This window comes from Enterobacter cloacae complex sp. S3 (assembly GCF_014930495.1).
GTDB classification, from domain to species: Bacteria; Pseudomonadota; Gammaproteobacteria; order Enterobacterales; family Enterobacteriaceae; genus Enterobacter; species Enterobacter asburiae_B.
In genome coordinates this window covers 180,292-195,650 of record NZ_JADBRD010000028.1, presented here as the reverse complement: position 1 = coordinate 195,650, position 15,359 = coordinate 180,292, and the positions used below count along the sequence as shown (strand labels likewise).

Sequence of the window (15,359 nt, the reverse complement as noted above, 5' to 3'; positions counted from 1 at the left end):
TTCTTTAATACATCACCTTGTGGCCGTACTGTTCAAGAATACCTTTGACGCGTTCCATCGTCTCTTTTTTTGGCGGCTTCACGCCATCAAGTTTGTACTCTTCGCCCATCGCCACCCATTTATGTTTACCCAGCTCGTGATAGGGGAGAAGCTCGATTTTTTCGACGTTGCCCATGTCGCGGGTAAATTCCCCCAGGCGGTGCGCGGAGTCGTCGTCATCTGACCAGCCGGGAACCACCACGTAGCGGATCCAGGTTTTGATGCCTTTATCGGCAATGTATTTGGCGAATTCCAGCGTGCGGTGGTTTGAGACGCCAACGAGGTTCTGGTGGATCTCATCGTTCATCTGTTTAAGATCGAGCATCACCAGATCGGTCACTTCAAGCAGCTCGTCGATAACCGGATCGTAGCGGCGCACAAAGCCGTTGGTGTCGAGGCAGGTATGAATGCCTTCTTTATGGCAGGCGCGGAACCAGTCGCGGACAAATTCGGCCTGCAGAATGGCTTCACCGCCGGATGCGGTGACGCCGCCGCCGGACGCGTTCATAAAGTGGCGGTAGGTCACCACCTCTTTCATCAAGTCTTCAACGGTCACTTCTTTACCGCCGTGCGTATCCCAGGTGTCACGGTTATGGCAGTACAGGCAGCGCATCAGGCAGCCCTGGAAAAAGGTGATAAAGCGGATACCCGGGCCATCGACGGTGCCACAGGATTCAAAGGAGTGAATGCGACCAATAATTGACATTGCGGTGATATCTCCAGCATCGGCCCGTCCGGGGCCTGAGTATGCACAGCTCAAAGCCGGCTGTGTTGAAGTCTGTTTTGGCTGATATCCATAGAGTATAGATAGCGGACAAAAGAGACTGAGGTGGAGAGGGTGCTAAAAAGGCCCCACTGACGTGGAGCCTTTATTGTACGCTTTTTAACGCGTGATTTCAGTCAATTCCAGTTACATGGACTGAGTGAAAGTACGGGTGATAACGTCCTGCTGCTGTTCTTTAGTCAGGGAGTTAAAACGTACTGCGTAGCCAGATACGCGGATGGTCAGCTGAGGATATTTCTCAGGGTGTTCCATCGCGTCGAGCAGCATTTCACGGTTCATGACGTTCACGTTCAGGTGCTGACCACCTTCGATGGACGCTTCGTGGTGGAAGTAACCATCCATCAGACCCGCGAGGTTAGTTTTACGCACTTCGTCGTCTTTACCCAGCGCGTTTGGCACGATAGAGAAGGTGTAAGAGATACCATCTTTCGCGTAAGCAAACGGCAGTTTAGCAACTGAAGTCAGAGAGGCAACCGCACCTTTCTGGTCACGACCGTGCATTGGGTTAGCACCTGGGCCGAATGGCGCGCCAGCACGACGACCGTCTGGGGTGTTACCGGTTTTCTTACCATACACAACGTTAGAAGTGATGGTCAGAACAGACTGAGTCGGGATAGCGTTACGGTAAGTAGTCAGTTTCTGAATTTTCTTCATGAAACGTTCTACCAGGTCAACCGCCATGTCATCAACGCGAGAGTCGTTGTTACCAAACTGCGGATATTCACCTTCGATTTCGAAGTCTACAGCCAGGCCGTCTTCGTCACGAATTGGTTTAACTTTCGCATATTTGATTGCAGACAGGGAGTCAGCAGCAACGGACAGACCAGCGATACCACAGGCCATGGTGCGGATAACGTCACGGTCGTGCAGTGCCATCAGAGAGGCTTCGTAGCTGTACTTGTCGTGCATGTAGTGGATAACGTTCAGTGCAGTGACGTACTGTTTAGCCAGCCAGTCCATGAAGTGATCCATACGTTCCATCACTTCGTCGAAGTTCAGAACGTCGCCTTTGATCGGCTCAGACTTAGGACCAACCTGCATTTTCAGTTTTTCATCAACGCCGCCGTTGATTGCGTACAGCATGGTTTTCGCCAGGTTTGCACGCGCACCGAAGAACTGCATTTGTTTACCAACAACCATTGGGCTTACGCAGCAAGCGATAGCGTAATCGTCGTTGTTGAAATCCGGACGCATCAGGTCATCGTTCTCGTACTGCAGAGAAGAGGTATCGATGGACACTTTAGCGGCGAATTTCTTGAAGTTAAGAGGCAGCTTTTCAGACCACAGAACGGTGATGTTCGGCTCCGGAGAAGGACCCATGGTGTACAGGGTGTTCAGGAAGCGGAAGCTGTTTTTGGTTACCAGAGTACGGCCGTCTACGCCCATACCACCGATTGATTCTGTTGCCCAGATTGGGTCACCAGAGAACAGCTCATCGTATTCAGGAGTACGCAGGAAGCGAACCATACGCAGTTTCATGACCAGGTGGTCAATCATTTCCTGAGCGTCTTGCTCGGTGATTTTGCCTGCTTTGATGTCGCGTTCAATGTACGCATCCAGGAAGGTGGATACGCGACCGAAGGACATTGCTGCACCGTTCTGAGACTTAACTGCGGCCAGGTAGCCGAAGTAGGTCCACTGGATAGCTTCCTGAGCGTTGGTAGCCGGACCAGAGATATCGCAGCCATATTTTGCTGCCATCTCTTTGATCTGACCCAGCGCGCGATGCTGTTCAGCGATTTCTTCACGCAGACGGATAGTCGCTTCCAGGTTTACGCCGTTTTCCAGATCGGACTGCAGGGAAACAAACTGCGCGTACTTGTCTTTCATCAGGAAGTCGATACCGTACAGCGCAACGCGACGGTAGTCACCGATGATACGGCCACGGCCATACGCATCTGGCAGACCAGTCAGAACGCCAGATTTACGGCAGTTCAGAATGTCTTTGGTGTAAACATCGAATACGCCCTGGTTGTGGGTTTTGCGGTATTCGGTGAAGATTTTTTTCAGCATTGGGTCCAGCTCGCGGTTATACGCTTTGCAGGAACCTTCAACCATTTTGATACCACCGAACGGGATGATTGCGCGTTTCAGTGGTGCTTCAGTCTGCAGACCAACGATTTTCTCAAGGGCTTTGTTGATGTAGCCAGCATCGTGAGAAGTGATGGTGGAAGCAACGGAGGTGTCAAAATCAACTGGCGCGTGAGTGCGGTTTTCCAGTTTAACGCCTTCCATTACGCTGTCCCACAGCTTGGTGGTCGCGTCAGTTGCGCCAGCCAGGAAGGATTCGTCACCTTCATACGGGGTATAGTTTTTCTGAATGAAGTCACGTACGTTTACTTCATTCTGCCAGTCACCTTTCGCAAAACCTTCCCAGGCTATGGCTAACTTTTCATTAAGCTCGGACATGTAACACCTACCTTCTTAAGTGGATTTTTTATTTACTGCCTGAGAAAACCATCAATGATGATCGTCGCCACGCAGGTAAATGACCCAGTATGTCAACCCAACTAACAGACCCCCACCGATAATGTTCCCGATAGTGACAGGGATCAGGTTATCAGTAATGAAATTCATAATAGTCAGGTGAGAGAAACTTTCCGGGGATGAACCAACTGCGGTCCAGAACTCCGGGCTTGCAAAGTCGCGGATGACAATGCCCATTGGGATCATGAACATATTCGCGATACTGTGCTCAAAGCCGCTGGCAACAAACATCGCAACCGGCAGAACCATAATTAAGGCTTTGTCCATCAGGCTACGACCCGAGTAGCTCATCCATACAGCCAGGCAGACCATCAGGTTAGCGAGGATGCCGAGAGCAACGGCTTCGATAAATGTGTGGTGCATTTTGTGGTCGGCGGTTTGCAGGACGTTAAGGCCCCAGCCACCATTGGCGGTCATGTACTCGCCAGAAAGCCACATCAACAAAACAAAGAGCAGACAGCCAACCAGGTTACCCACGTAGACGTTAAGCCAGTTGCGTGCCAGCTGACCCCAGGTAATTCTTCCGCTGGCCTTTGCCACGACAATCAGCACCGTTGAGGTGAACAGGTCGGCGCCGCAGATGACGCAGAGAATCAGACCCAGTGAGAAGCAAATGCCGCCAATCAGTTTGGCCATGCCGAAAGGCATTCCGGCAGTACCGGTGGTGGCGGTGATGTAGAAGACGAAAGCGATAGAGATGAACACACCAGCCGTGATCGCCAGATAGAACGTCTTCATCGGGTGTTTCGTTGCTTTATAGACACCCGCTTCTTCGGCAACTTTGGCCATCGCAGCAGGGAGTAAAAGATCAAAAGGGTTGTCAGCTTTCACACTAACTCTCTCTTTATTAAGTCGGCGACGAGATACTAACAAAGCATTATAGAAGAGAAATTGATATAGATCATATCTCGCCTGGCTTATAGGCCCGCAGTGTGTATGGTTTTACAGCAAATGCGGAGTAAGTATTTGATTATCCGTATAAAAATAAATTTTAAAAGTTATGAAAAGAGTTGAATTTTTTCGTTCAGCCACCCCTGACGCAGTTAATTAATATGGAGTATTTACCATAAAAAGTAACAGTAAAGCTCAGGTAAATATTATTATATTTACCCATGTTTAACTTTATTATTACAATCAACAGTCATTGCCGAAGAAAATAAAAAACGGGGCAATGAAATTGCCCCGTAATATAGCCCAGACGATTGAATACGCCTACTGCTGGTAATGTTATGTGCGCTTATTTTGACCAGTAAGCGGCTTTTGCTTTCTGCAGTTTTTCGTAGGCCTTCAGCAGCGACTGATGCGCCGGGAAGGCTTTCAGATCGCTATCAACAGCCTGCAGGCCATAGAACGGCTCTTCGCCGCTCAGGGCTGCACTGGCTGCTTCTACGGCCTCAGCTCCGTACATCCGCACGAAAGCATTCAGGTATTGCAGCGGCTCGCGATCCTCTTCCTGGGCCAGCAGCAGCAGGGTTTGCAGGCAGCGGTAATAATTGGTGCGCTCGGCAGAGAAGACCGACTGGTTGAATTCCATGGTCCACTCGGTCCAGGCCAGGGCCTGATCCAAATCGCCACCCGCCAGGGCCAGCATCGCTTTCAGCTCACCGATGCGCAGGGTATACCAGCCGTTGTCTTTACCGGTCGCCAGGCCCAGCAGTTCGCGTACGCGGGTAAAGTCATCGTGGCCTTCTTCGTCCAGTTGGGCGATCAGGTTCAGATAATCTTCTTTCTCCCACTCGCTGCCCGGCAGAGCCAGCAGCGTTTCGCGCAGGTGCGCGCCCATGCTGTTATTCGCCAGCCACAGATCTTCAGCCGGGTAGATGTCGGACATGCCTGGAACAATAATGCGGCACGCGTAGACGCCAAGGTGTTCGTAGTCGGCAATATAAACTTCCCGATCTTCCGCGTTGAAGATCGCCATCAGCGTGGCGAACTCTTCTTCCGTGGTCCCGGCAAAGCTCCAGTCCACGAACGGATAGTCGGCGTCCTGCTTGAACATATCCCAGGAAATTAAACCGCTGGAGTCGATGAAGTGGGTTTCAAGGTTGGTATGCTCGGCCACTTCTTCATCGTCAAACGTTGGCGGGGTGAAGACGTCGAGATCTTTCAGGCTACGGCCCTGCAGCAGCTCGGTAACGGTACGCTCCAGCGCCACGCCGAAGTCAGGGTGCGCGCCGAATGAGGCGAAGCAGGTACCGTTGGCCGGGTTAAACAGCACCACGCAGATAACCGGATACTTGCCGCCCAGCGAGCCATCATAGGCAAAGATTGGGAAACCTTCGGCTTCCAGCTTAGCGATGGACTCTACTACGCCCGGGTAGCGCGCCAGCACGTCTGCCGGAATTTCTGGCAGGCTGATGGATTCAGCGATGATGCGGTTTTTAATGTGGCGTTCGAAAACTTCAGACAGACCCTGCACGCGCGCTTCATTGCGGGTGTTACCGGCGGACATACCGTTGGACACATACAGGTTGCCGACGATGTTCATCGGAATATACACGGTCTGCTCGTCAGACTGACGGGTGAACGGCAGGGCGCAGATCCCACGGTCTTCATTGCCAGACTGCAGATCGATCAGCATGCTGGCGGTCAGTTCGCTGTCTGGATCGTAGAAGGCACGCAGGCGCGCGTCGAGAATACCTTCCGGCAGCTCGTCATCTTCGGTCAGCGGGAACCATTTTTCATTTGGATAGTGAACGAACGGGCCGTTAGCGATGGTTTCGCCCAGCCAGAAGTCAGCGAAGAAATAGTTGGTGGACAGACGCTCAAAATACTCACCCAGCGCAGAGGCCAGTGCCGCTTTTTTTGTCGCGCCTTTACCGTTGGTAAAGCACAGGGCACAGTCTTTATCGCGAATATGCACGGACCAGACGTGAGGTACCGGATTGAGCCAGGAGGCTTCTTCGATGTTAAAACCCAGGTCGGTCAGTTTCTGCTGGAAGCGAGCGATGGAATCTTCCAGAGCGGCGTCTTTGCCGGGGATAAACGTTTGAGTCATGGCGTTCACTTTTATCGTACGTAAAGCGCGCAATGATACGGGTTTTGCGTGACGGGTGCTATCTTCGGCGAAAATAAATGGCTGGGCTATGCTTAGTGGCAGTAACTGACTGTTAAGGCATAGAAAAATGAAAGCATTTGATCTCCAGCGGATGGCGTTTGATAAAGTTCCTCCTGAATTTCTGGGCGAAGTGGCGCTGCGCAGCCTGTATACCTTCGTCCTCGTCTTCCTGTTTCTTAAAATCACCGGCCGCCGAGGCGTGCGGCAGATGTCGCTCTTTGAGGTGTTGATCATCCTGACGCTGGGCTCGGCGGCGGGTGACGTCGCCTTTTATGACGACGTGCCGATGGTGCCGGTGTTTATCGTTTTTGTCTCACTGGCGCTACTTTACCGTCTTGTCATGTGGCTGATGTCGAAAAGCGAAAAGCTGGAAGATCTGCTTGAAGGGAAGCCGGTCGTTATCGTCGAGGACGGACAGCTGGCCTGGGAAAATGTACAAAGCGCCAATATGACCGAGTTTGAGTTCTTTATGGAGCTTCGCCTGAACAGCGTTGAACAGCTCGGGCAGGTGCGTCTGGCAATCATGGAAACCAACGGGCAGATCAGCGTCTATTACTATCCTGACGACGAGGTGAAGCCGGGACTGTGTATCCTGCCGGATATGCTCATTGAGCGTTTCAGAACGGTACCGGCATCCGGCGAGTATGCTTGCGTAAGATGTAGCCATGTAGTCGCGATGCAGCCGGGGGATCGCCAATTATGCCCCCGCTGTGCAAATCCGGAATGGACGAAGGTTAGCCGGGCCAAACGTATCACCTGACAGCCATTTTGTCGGTTTTGTCCTGGCGAGGCGGCAGATTGTTTTGTGTGACGCGGGGCACATTTCACGGGTCATAAGTTTTAGACATTGCGGCGCGTGTCACTGAATGATAAAACCGATATCCACAGTTATAACTTATGGCTTTTAGCGTGGTGAGGGGAAATGGCTCAAGTCTTTAATTTCAGTTCAGGTCCGGCGATGTTACCGGCAGACGTGCTTAAACAGGCTCAACAGGAACTCTGTGACTGGAACGGTCTCGGTACGTCGGTGATGGAAATTAGCCACCGTGGTAAAGAGTTTATTCAGGTGGCGGAAGAGGCAGAAAAGGATTTTCGCGATCTGCTGAATATTCCCTCGAACTACAAAGTATTGTTCTGTCACGGCGGTGGACGCGGCCAGTTTGCAGGCGTTCCGCTGAATATCCTCGGTGACAAAACGACGGCTGACTACGTTGACGCAGGTTACTGGGCGGCAAGCGCCGTTAAAGAAGCGCATGAATACTGCACGCCGAATGTTATCGACGCCAAAGTGACCGTTGACGGTCTGCGCGCCGTGAAGCCCATGAGCGAGTGGCAGCTTTCCGATAACGCAGCGTATCTGCACTACTGCCCGAACGAAACCATTGACGGGATTGCCATCGACGAGACGCCAAACTTCGGTAGCGATGTCGTGGTTGCCGCCGACTTCTCCTCCACCATTCTGTCTGCGCCAATTGATGTCAGCCGCTACGGCGTTATCTATGCGGGCGCGCAGAAAAATATCGGCCCGGCCGGTTTGACTATCGTCGTTGTGCGTGAAGACCTGCTGGGTAAAGCACATAAATCCTGTCCGTCGATTCTCGATTACACCGTGCTGAACGATAACGATTCGATGTTCAACACTCCACCAACGTTTGCCTGGTATCTCTCCGGCCTCGTCTTCAAATGGCTGAAGCAAAACGGCGGCGTGGCGCAGATGGACAAGGTGAATCAGCAGAAAGCCGAACTGCTGTATGGCGTGATCGACAAGAGCGATTTCTACCGCAACGATGTGGCGAACGCTAACCGTTCCCGCATGAACGTGCCGTTCCAGCTGGCGGACAGCAGCCTGGACAAAGTATTCCTGGAAGAGTCCTTCGCGGCAGGTCTGCATGCGCTCAAAGGTCACCGTGTCGTTGGCGGCATGCGTGCCTCCATCTATAACGCGATGCCGCTGGAAGGCGTTAAAGCCCTGACGGATTTCATGATCGACTTCGAACGTCGTCACGGTTAATTTGCTGTTTTTCACCCCCGCAGCGTCCCTGCGGGGTTTTTATTATGTTGAGTTGAGAGTTTAGTTTTCATGGAATCCCTGACGTTACAACCTATCGCGCGGGTAGATGGCACCATTAATCTGCCTGGTTCAAAAAGTGTCTCGAACCGCGCTTTGCTGCTGGCAGCTCTGGCAAACGGCACCACCGTCCTCACAAACCTGCTGGACAGCGATGACGTGCGCCATATGCTCAATGCGCTGAAAGCGTTGGGCGTTCATTACACTCTCTCCGACGATCGTACCCGCTGCGAAGTGACCGGCAACGGCGGCGCGCTGCGTTCGGGCGAAGAGCTTGAGCTGTTTCTGGGCAACGCGGGTACCGCGATGCGCCCGCTGGCGGCGGCCCTGTGCCTGGGGAGCAACAACATCGTGCTGACCGGCGAGCCGCGCATGAAGGAGCGTCCGATTGGTCACCTGGTGGACGCCCTGCGTCAGGGCGGCGCGCAGATTGAGTATCTGGAGCAGGAAAACTATCCGCCACTGCGTCTGCGCGGCGGTTTTACCGGCGGTAACGTCGAGGTTGACGGCAGCGTTTCCAGCCAGTTCCTGACGGCACTGCTGATGACCGCGCCGCTGGCACCGCAGGATACGGTTATCACCATTAAAGGTGAGCTGGTCTCCAAACCGTACATTGATATCACGCTGCACCTGATGAAAACCTTCGGCGTTGAGGTGGAAAATCAGTCTTATCAGCGCTTCGTGGTGCGCGGGGCGCAGCAGTACCAGTCTCCGGGCAACTACCTGGTTGAAGGGGATGCGTCATCCGCGTCTTACTTCCTGGCTGCGGGGGCGATTAAAGGCGGCACGGTAAAAGTGACCGGTATTGGCCGTAACAGCGTGCAGGGCGACATCCGTTTTGCGGACGTGCTGGAAAAGATGGGCGCCATTGTCACCTGGGGCGATGACTTCATCTCCTGTACCCACGGCGAGCTGAACGCCATCGACATGGACATGAACCATATCCCGGATGCGGCGATGACCATTGCCACGGCGGCGCTGTTTGCCAAAGGCACGACCACGCTGCGTAATATCTACAACTGGCGCGTAAAAGAGACGGACCGCCTGTTCGCAATGGCGACAGAGCTGCGAAAAGTCGGTGCCGAGGTGGAAGAGGGCGAAGACTACATTCGCGTGACCCCTCCGGCAAAACTGCAGTTTGCGGAAATCGGCACCTACAACGATCACCGCATGGCGATGTGCTTCTCGCTGGTGGCGCTGTCAGACACGCCTGTCACCATTCTTGATCCGAAATGTACCGCGAAAACCTTTCCGGACTACTTCGAACAGCTGGCACGCATTAGCACGCTGGCCTGATAACGCCTTGCCGCATCGCCCGATGCGGCATTTGCTTACGCTTCATTACGAACACCTCCGCTCATTTCTTCTACACTCTGCTTCAATCATTCCGTAATTTGCACGCAAAGGTAACAGTTGCGCACGTTGGCGCGTATAATGCGCGGCGTTCATGTAAACGGTATGCCTTATTTAAGGAGAAAAAGATGACGGCAGTTGCCCCGGTAATCACCATTGATGGGCCGAGTGGCGCAGGGAAAGGTACTCTGTGCAAAGCGATGGCGGAAGCATTGCAATGGCATCTTTTAGATTCGGGAGCAATCTATCGCGTGCTGGCGCTGGCCGCGCTGCATCACCATGTGGATGTCGCGTCTGAAGAAGCGCTGGTTCCGCTGGCTGCGCATCTGGATGTGCGTTTCGTATCGACCGATGGCAACCTGGAAGTCATCCTTGAAGGGGAAGACGTGAGCGGCGAAATCCGTACGCAGGAAGTGGCTAATGCGGCCTCTCAGGTCGCGGCGTTCCCGCGCGTTCGCGAGGCGCTGTTACGTCGTCAGCGCGCGTTCCGTGAAGCCCCCGGGCTGATCGCTGACGGACGCGATATGGGAACGGTGGTATTCCCTGATGCGCCAGTGAAAATTTTCCTTGACGCCTCTTCGGAAGAACGTGCTCAACGCCGCATGCTTCAGTTGCAGGAAAAGGGGTTTAGTGTTAACTTTGATCGCCTTTTATCCGAGATAAAAGAGCGCGATGACCGCGATCGTAACCGCGCCGTCGCCCCACTTGTTCCTGCAGAAGATGCATTAGTTCTGGATTCAACCAGTTTAACTATTGAGCAAGTGATTGAAAAAGCGCTACAATATGCGCGCCAAAAACTGGCACTCGCGTAATCGCGACCGATTTAGCAGTACCCCCGCTGCAAGGGATTGACGGCGGGTATGTGAAACAACCCCATCCGGCACGGAGCCAGGTGGACGTTAATATTAACCTGAAGATTAAACATGACTGAATCTTTTGCTCAACTGTTTGAAGAATCCTTAAAAACAATCGAAACCCGCCCGGGTTCCATCGTTCGCGGTGTTGTTGTTGCTATCGACAAAGACGTAGTACTGGTTGACGCCGGTCTGAAATCTGAGTCCGCCATTCCGGCAGAGCAGTTCAAAAACGCCCAGGGCGAGCTGGAAATCCAGGTAGGTGACGAAGTTGACGTTGCTCTGGACGCAGTAGAAGACGGCTTCGGTGAAACCCTGCTTTCTCGTGAGAAAGCTAAACGTCACGAAGCATGGATCACGCTGGAAAAAGCTTACGAAGAAGCTGAAACTGTGGTCGGTGTTATCAACGGCAAAGTTAAAGGTGGCTTCACTGTTGAGCTGAATGGTATTCGTGCGTTCCTGCCAGGTTCTCTGGTAGACGTTCGTCCAGTTCGTGACACTCTGCACCTGGAAGGCAAAGAGCTTGAGTTCAAAGTAATCAAGCTGGACCAGAAGCGTAACAACGTTGTTGTATCCCGTCGTGCCGTTATCGAATCCGAAAACAGCGCAGAACGCGATCAGCTGCTGGAAAACCTGCAGGAAGGCATGGAAGTCAAAGGTATCGTTAAGAACCTCACTGACTACGGCGCATTCGTTGACCTGGGCGGCGTTGATGGCCTGTTGCACATCACCGACATGGCGTGGAAACGCGTTAAGCACCCAAGCGAAATCGTGAACGTGGGCGACGAAATCACTGTTAAAGTGCTGAAGTTCGACCGCGAGCGTACTCGTGTATCCCTCGGCCTGAAACAGCTGGGCGAAGATCCATGGGTAGCTATCGCTAAGCGTTACCCAGAAGGTACTAAACTGACTGGTCGCGTAACCAACCTGACTGACTACGGCTGCTTCGTTGAAATCGAAGAAGGCGTTGAAGGCCTGGTGCACGTTTCCGAAATGGACTGGACCAACAAAAACATCCACCCATCCAAAGTTGTTAACGTTGGTGATGTAGTGGAAGTGATGGTTCTGGATATCGACGAAGAACGTCGTCGTATCTCCCTGGGCCTGAAACAGTGCAAAAACAACCCATGGCAGCAGTTCGCGGAAACCCACAACAAGGGTGACCGTGTTGAAGGTAAAATCAAGTCTATCACTGACTTCGGTATCTTCATCGGCCTGGACGGCGGCATCGATGGCCTGGTTCACCTGTCTGACATCTCCTGGAACGTTGCAGGCGAAGAAGCAGTTCGTGAATACAAAAAAGGCGACGAAATCGCTGCAGTTGTTCTGCAGGTTGACGCAGAGCGTGAGCGTATCTCCCTGGGCGTTAAACAGCTCGCAGAAGATCCGTTCAACAACTGGGTTGCACTGAACAAGAAAGGCGCAATCGTAAACGGTAAAGTGACTGCAGTTGACGCTAAAGGCGCAACCGTAGAACTGGCTGACGGCGTTGAAGGTTACCTGCGCGCTTCTGAAGCTTCACGTGACCGCGTTGAAGATGCCACTCTGGTTCTGAACGTAGGCGACGACGTTGAAGCTAAGTTCACCGGTGTTGACCGTAAGAACCGTGCAATCAGCCTGTCTGTTCGTGCTAAAGACGAAGCTGATGAGAAAGATGCAATCGCAACTGTTAACAAACAGGAAGATGCAAACTTCTCTAACAACGCAATGGCTGAAGCTTTCAAAGCAGCTAAAGGCGAGTAATATCAGGTTCTCAGCATCATTTGCGCTGTAACGCATTTACAGCGTGAAGGATGAGGAGCAAACTTGACAGATTGCAGGATTCGTCCTGTAATCAATAACAAAGGGCGGCTACGGCCGCCCTTGTTTAATGAGCTGTTCAGCTAATTGGTTTGAAAGGAACCGGAGGAATCATGACCAAGTCAGAATTGATTGAAAGACTTGCCAGTCAGCAACCGCATATCCCTGCCAAGGCAGTGGAAGATGCCGTAAAAGAGATGCTGGAGCATATGGCCTCCACTCTTGCCCAGGGCGAGCGCATTGAAATCCGCGGTTTCGGTAGTTTTTCTCTGCACTATCGTGCTCCACGTACCGGGCGTAACCCGAAAACTGGCGATAAAGTCGAGCTGGAAGGTAAGTACGTTCCACACTTTAAGCCGGGTAAAGAACTGCGCGATCGCGCCAATATTTACGGTAACTGAGTTTAGCCAGTCGGTTAAACTGGGTTCGAAAGAAAGCACCTGCGGGTGCTTTTTTTGTCTCTGTCGCTTTCATTCTGAAGATACCCCGCATTTTCCGTTTCGTTTTCTGCAAACCGATAAAAACAGCACAGCGCGCGCTGTAAAACGCATTCTTACCATCTGACAATTCCTTCTACCTGATTACATACTGCCCCTCTGAAACAGGGAGGTAGCAATGGGAATTCCCGCGCTTAGTATCTGCGCCATTCTGGCGATAGCCCCGTTACTCTGGTTACCTGAACTGCCATCACGTCACACCGTGTGGATAATGATTGTTGGCGGGATCGTGCTGGCCGCACGGCGAAACGTACGACTGAAGTATGCGGGTATCACGCTGTTATGTTGCGTGTGGGGTATTCTGGCTGCGAAGGAGAGCGTCTGGCCGATGCAGCATTTAACCACGGGGGCCGTGCAGGCTGAGGTAGCGATCACCGCCACAGATGGCGCAACGCAGCATCAGGGAAACATTCTTAGCATTGATGGCAAGCGCTGGTGGGCCTCTACCGGCATAACGCTGTATGGCAATTATCTGCCACAGAAAGCGTGTGCCGGTCAGCGCTGGACCATGACGCTCAGGCTCAGGCCTGCCCACGGCGAGCTGAACGACGGCGGTTATGATTCTCAGCGCAGCGCTTTTGCCCGCCATCAAACGCTGAGCGGGCGTTTCACCCGTGCGGAACTCGTTGATGGACGCTGCAGCCTGCGAGCGCAATATCTCATGTCACTGCAAAACCGCCTTTCTGCTTACCGATGGGGGGCAGTTATCCTCGGACTGGGAATGGGTGAACGTCTGGATGTGCCCCGGGAAATACAAGACCTGATGCGTGAAACCGGGACGCTGCATCTGATGGCGATTTCGGGACTGCATATCGCGCTGGCGGCATCCCTCGCCTGGTTACTCGCACGTGGGCTCCAGTTTTTATTACCCAGCCACCGGATCCACTGGCAAATGCCTCTTCTGGCCGGGTTATGCTTTGCCGCTTTCTACGCCTGGCTTACCGGTCTTCAACCGCCTGCGCTACGAACGGTCATCGCGCTTGCTGTGCTTGCAATGTTGCGGATCGTTGCCCGTCAGTGGTCTCCCTGGCAGGTGTGGGTCTGCTGTATCGCGGCGATCCTGATAAGCGATCCCTTAGCCATACTCTCGCAGAGTCTGCTCTTGTCTGCATTTGCCGTCGCCGCGCTGATTTTCTGGTTTCAGTGGCTGCCTCTTCCTGGCTGGCGCAGGGCACGACGTCTACGGCCGCTGCTGAACCTGATCTATCTGCAGGTGGGCATGCTGATGCTGATGATGCCGTTACAGGTTCTGATTTTCCACGGCTTCAGCATTTCTTCTCTGGTCGCGAATCTCTTTGCCGTTCCCCTGGTGACGTTTGTCTCCGTGCCGCTGATTCTGCTCGGTATGCTGCTTCATCTGTTGCCGTTGGCGGCACCTGAAAGCGTTGTCTGGTTCGCAGCCGATAAATCACTTGCGGGGCTGTTCTGGCTCCTCATGCGCCTGCCTGACGGCTGGCAAAATGTCGACCAACGCTGGCAGTACATGACATTACTGCCCTGGCTTATCATCATTGGCTGGCGCTTTCGTGCCTGGAAAACCCTTCCAGCCGTTTGTCTTGCAGGAAGTGCCTTACTGACATTTCCTCTGTGGCGAACGGAAAAAAACGAGAGCTGGACGCTGCATATGCTGGATGTGGGTCAGGGGCTGGCGATGGTCATTGAACGGCAGGGGAAAGCCATTCTCTATGATACCGGGCTCGCCTGGCCGGGCGGGGATAGCGCGCAGCGGTTGATTATCCCGTGGCTTCGCTGGCATCACCTGCGGCCTGAAGGCGTTATTCTCAGTCATGAGCACCTCGACCATGCGGGAGGACTCGCATCGTTGCAAAAAGCGTGGCCTGACGCGTGGGTAAGAAGCCCATTGCGCCAGGCGGGGCATCGCCCCTGTTTTCGCGGGCAGAGATGGAAATGGCAGGGACTCTCCTTCACCGTCCATTGGCCCCCCGAAAATTACCCGGCGCAGGGAAACAACCATTCCTGCGTGGTAAAGGTGGACGACGGTGAGCAGAGCGTTCTGCTAACGGGGGACATTGAAGCGCAAGCGGAACAGGCTATGCTTAGCCATTACTGGCGTTATCTGACGTCTACGCTTATACAGGTGCCCCATCATGGCAGCAATACTTCGTCGTCATTGCCGCTGGTGCAGCGGGTGGAAGGTCAGATCGCCCTGGATTCAGCGGCCCGCTATAACGCATGGCGATTCCCGTCGGCAAAAGTTGTCCGACGCTACCGAAAAGAGGGGTACATCTGGCACGATACCCCTCATTCTGGACAAATATCGGTGACATTCTCGCAACATCACTGGCAAATCCGGCGCTTGCGAGAGCAATTTTTACCCGTTTGGTATCATCAGTGGTTTGGCGAGCCCGTCGATAACGGGTAGAATATGCGGCTATTTCAACGAATGCTGGTTTTTTGA

Annotated in this window: 11 protein-coding genes; 7 read left to right on the top strand and 4 right to left on the bottom strand. The window is 53.2% G+C overall.

Annotated elements, in window-relative coordinates; genetic code table 11:
- Nucleotides 1–4: 4 nt before the first annotated feature.
- The 4 genes from pflA to ycaO form a co-directional block, all read right to left on the bottom strand.
- A complete protein-coding gene (gene pflA / locus IM317_RS16910; protein WP_023310991.1) occupies nucleotides 5–745 on the bottom strand; it encodes a pyruvate formate lyase 1-activating protein in 741 nt (246 codons plus the stop codon).
- A 204-nt stretch (nucleotides 746–949) separates the two neighbouring features.
- Nucleotides 950–3,232, bottom strand: a complete 2,283-nt coding sequence (pflB, locus tag IM317_RS16905; RefSeq protein WP_060568788.1) for a formate C-acetyltransferase — start codon at nucleotides 3,230–3,232, stop codon at nucleotides 950–952.
- Between the two features lie 51 nt (nucleotides 3,233–3,283).
- Nucleotides 3,284–4,141 (bottom strand): formate transporter FocA, encoded by an 858-nt coding sequence (focA, locus tag IM317_RS16900; RefSeq protein WP_008499974.1) that lies wholly within the window; start codon nucleotides 4,139–4,141, stop codon nucleotides 3,284–3,286.
- Nucleotides 4,142–4,547: 406 nt separating this feature from the next.
- Nucleotides 4,548–6,308 (bottom strand): 30S ribosomal protein S12 methylthiotransferase accessory factor YcaO, encoded by a 1,761-nt coding sequence (gene ycaO, locus IM317_RS16895; protein WP_033145089.1) that lies wholly within the window; start codon nucleotides 6,306–6,308, stop codon nucleotides 4,548–4,550.
- Nucleotides 6,309–6,435: 127 nt separating this feature from the next.
- Between ycaO and IM317_RS16890 the strand changes: the two genes are divergently transcribed.
- From IM317_RS16890 to IM317_RS16860, 7 genes are all read left to right on the top strand, one after another.
- Nucleotides 6,436–7,128: a DUF421 domain-containing protein gene (locus IM317_RS16890; protein WP_033145090.1), complete on the top strand. Its 693-nt coding sequence runs from the start codon at nucleotides 6,436–6,438 to the stop codon at nucleotides 7,126–7,128.
- A 162-nt stretch (nucleotides 7,129–7,290) separates the two neighbouring features.
- Nucleotides 7,291–8,379: a 3-phosphoserine/phosphohydroxythreonine transaminase gene (gene serC, locus IM317_RS16885; protein ID WP_033145091.1), complete on the top strand. Its 1,089-nt coding sequence runs from the start codon at nucleotides 7,291–7,293 to the stop codon at nucleotides 8,377–8,379.
- Nucleotides 8,380–8,448: 69 nt separating this feature from the next.
- Complete coding sequence (aroA, locus tag IM317_RS16880) at nucleotides 8,449–9,732, top strand: 3-phosphoshikimate 1-carboxyvinyltransferase (RefSeq protein WP_033145092.1); 1,284 nt, start codon at nucleotides 8,449–8,451, stop codon at nucleotides 9,730–9,732.
- A gap of 185 nt (nucleotides 9,733–9,917) precedes the next feature.
- Complete coding sequence (gene cmk, locus IM317_RS16875; RefSeq protein ID WP_013097305.1) at nucleotides 9,918–10,601, top strand: (d)CMP kinase; 684 nt, start codon at nucleotides 9,918–9,920, stop codon at nucleotides 10,599–10,601.
- A gap of 111 nt (nucleotides 10,602–10,712) precedes the next feature.
- The gene (rpsA, locus tag IM317_RS16870) at nucleotides 10,713–12,386 is read left to right on the top strand and encodes a 30S ribosomal protein S1 (RefSeq protein ID WP_014169387.1); all 1,674 of its coding nucleotides are present in this window, start codon (nucleotides 10,713–10,715) and stop codon (nucleotides 12,384–12,386) included.
- 170 nt (nucleotides 12,387–12,556) lie between these two features.
- Nucleotides 12,557–12,844, top strand: a complete 288-nt coding sequence (gene ihfB / locus IM317_RS16865; protein WP_008499965.1) for an integration host factor subunit beta — start codon at nucleotides 12,557–12,559, stop codon at nucleotides 12,842–12,844.
- A gap of 214 nt (nucleotides 12,845–13,058) precedes the next feature.
- Nucleotides 13,059–15,323, top strand: coding sequence for a ComEC family protein (locus IM317_RS16860; protein WP_033145093.1), 2,265 nt, complete (start codon nucleotides 13,059–13,061; stop codon nucleotides 15,321–15,323).
- Nucleotides 15,324–15,359 lie beyond the last annotated feature (36 nt).

Excerpts from the sequence above, each read along its gene's own strand:
- pflA (WP_023310991.1), bottom strand. The coding sequence starts at position 745 with ATGTCAATTATTGGTCGCATTCACTCCTTTGAATCCTGTGGCACCGTC.
- pflB (WP_060568788.1), bottom strand. The coding sequence starts at position 3,232 with ATGTCCGAGCTTAATGAAAAGTTAGCCATAGCCTGGGAAGGTTTTGCG.
- ycaO (WP_033145089.1), bottom strand. The coding sequence starts at position 6,308 with ATGACTCAAACGTTTATCCCCGGCAAAGACGCCGCTCTGGAAGATTCC.
- IM317_RS16890 (WP_033145090.1), top strand. The coding sequence starts at position 6,436 with ATGAAAGCATTTGATCTCCAGCGGATGGCGTTTGATAAAGTTCCTCCT.
- serC (WP_033145091.1), top strand. The coding sequence starts at position 7,291 with ATGGCTCAAGTCTTTAATTTCAGTTCAGGTCCGGCGATGTTACCGGCA.
- aroA (WP_033145092.1), top strand. The coding sequence starts at position 8,449 with ATGGAATCCCTGACGTTACAACCTATCGCGCGGGTAGATGGCACCATT.
- cmk (WP_013097305.1), top strand. The coding sequence starts at position 9,918 with ATGACGGCAGTTGCCCCGGTAATCACCATTGATGGGCCGAGTGGCGCA.
- rpsA (WP_014169387.1), top strand. The coding sequence starts at position 10,713 with ATGACTGAATCTTTTGCTCAACTGTTTGAAGAATCCTTAAAAACAATC.
- ihfB (WP_008499965.1), top strand. The coding sequence starts at position 12,557 with ATGACCAAGTCAGAATTGATTGAAAGACTTGCCAGTCAGCAACCGCAT.
- IM317_RS16860 (WP_033145093.1), top strand. The coding sequence starts at position 13,059 with ATGGGAATTCCCGCGCTTAGTATCTGCGCCATTCTGGCGATAGCCCCG.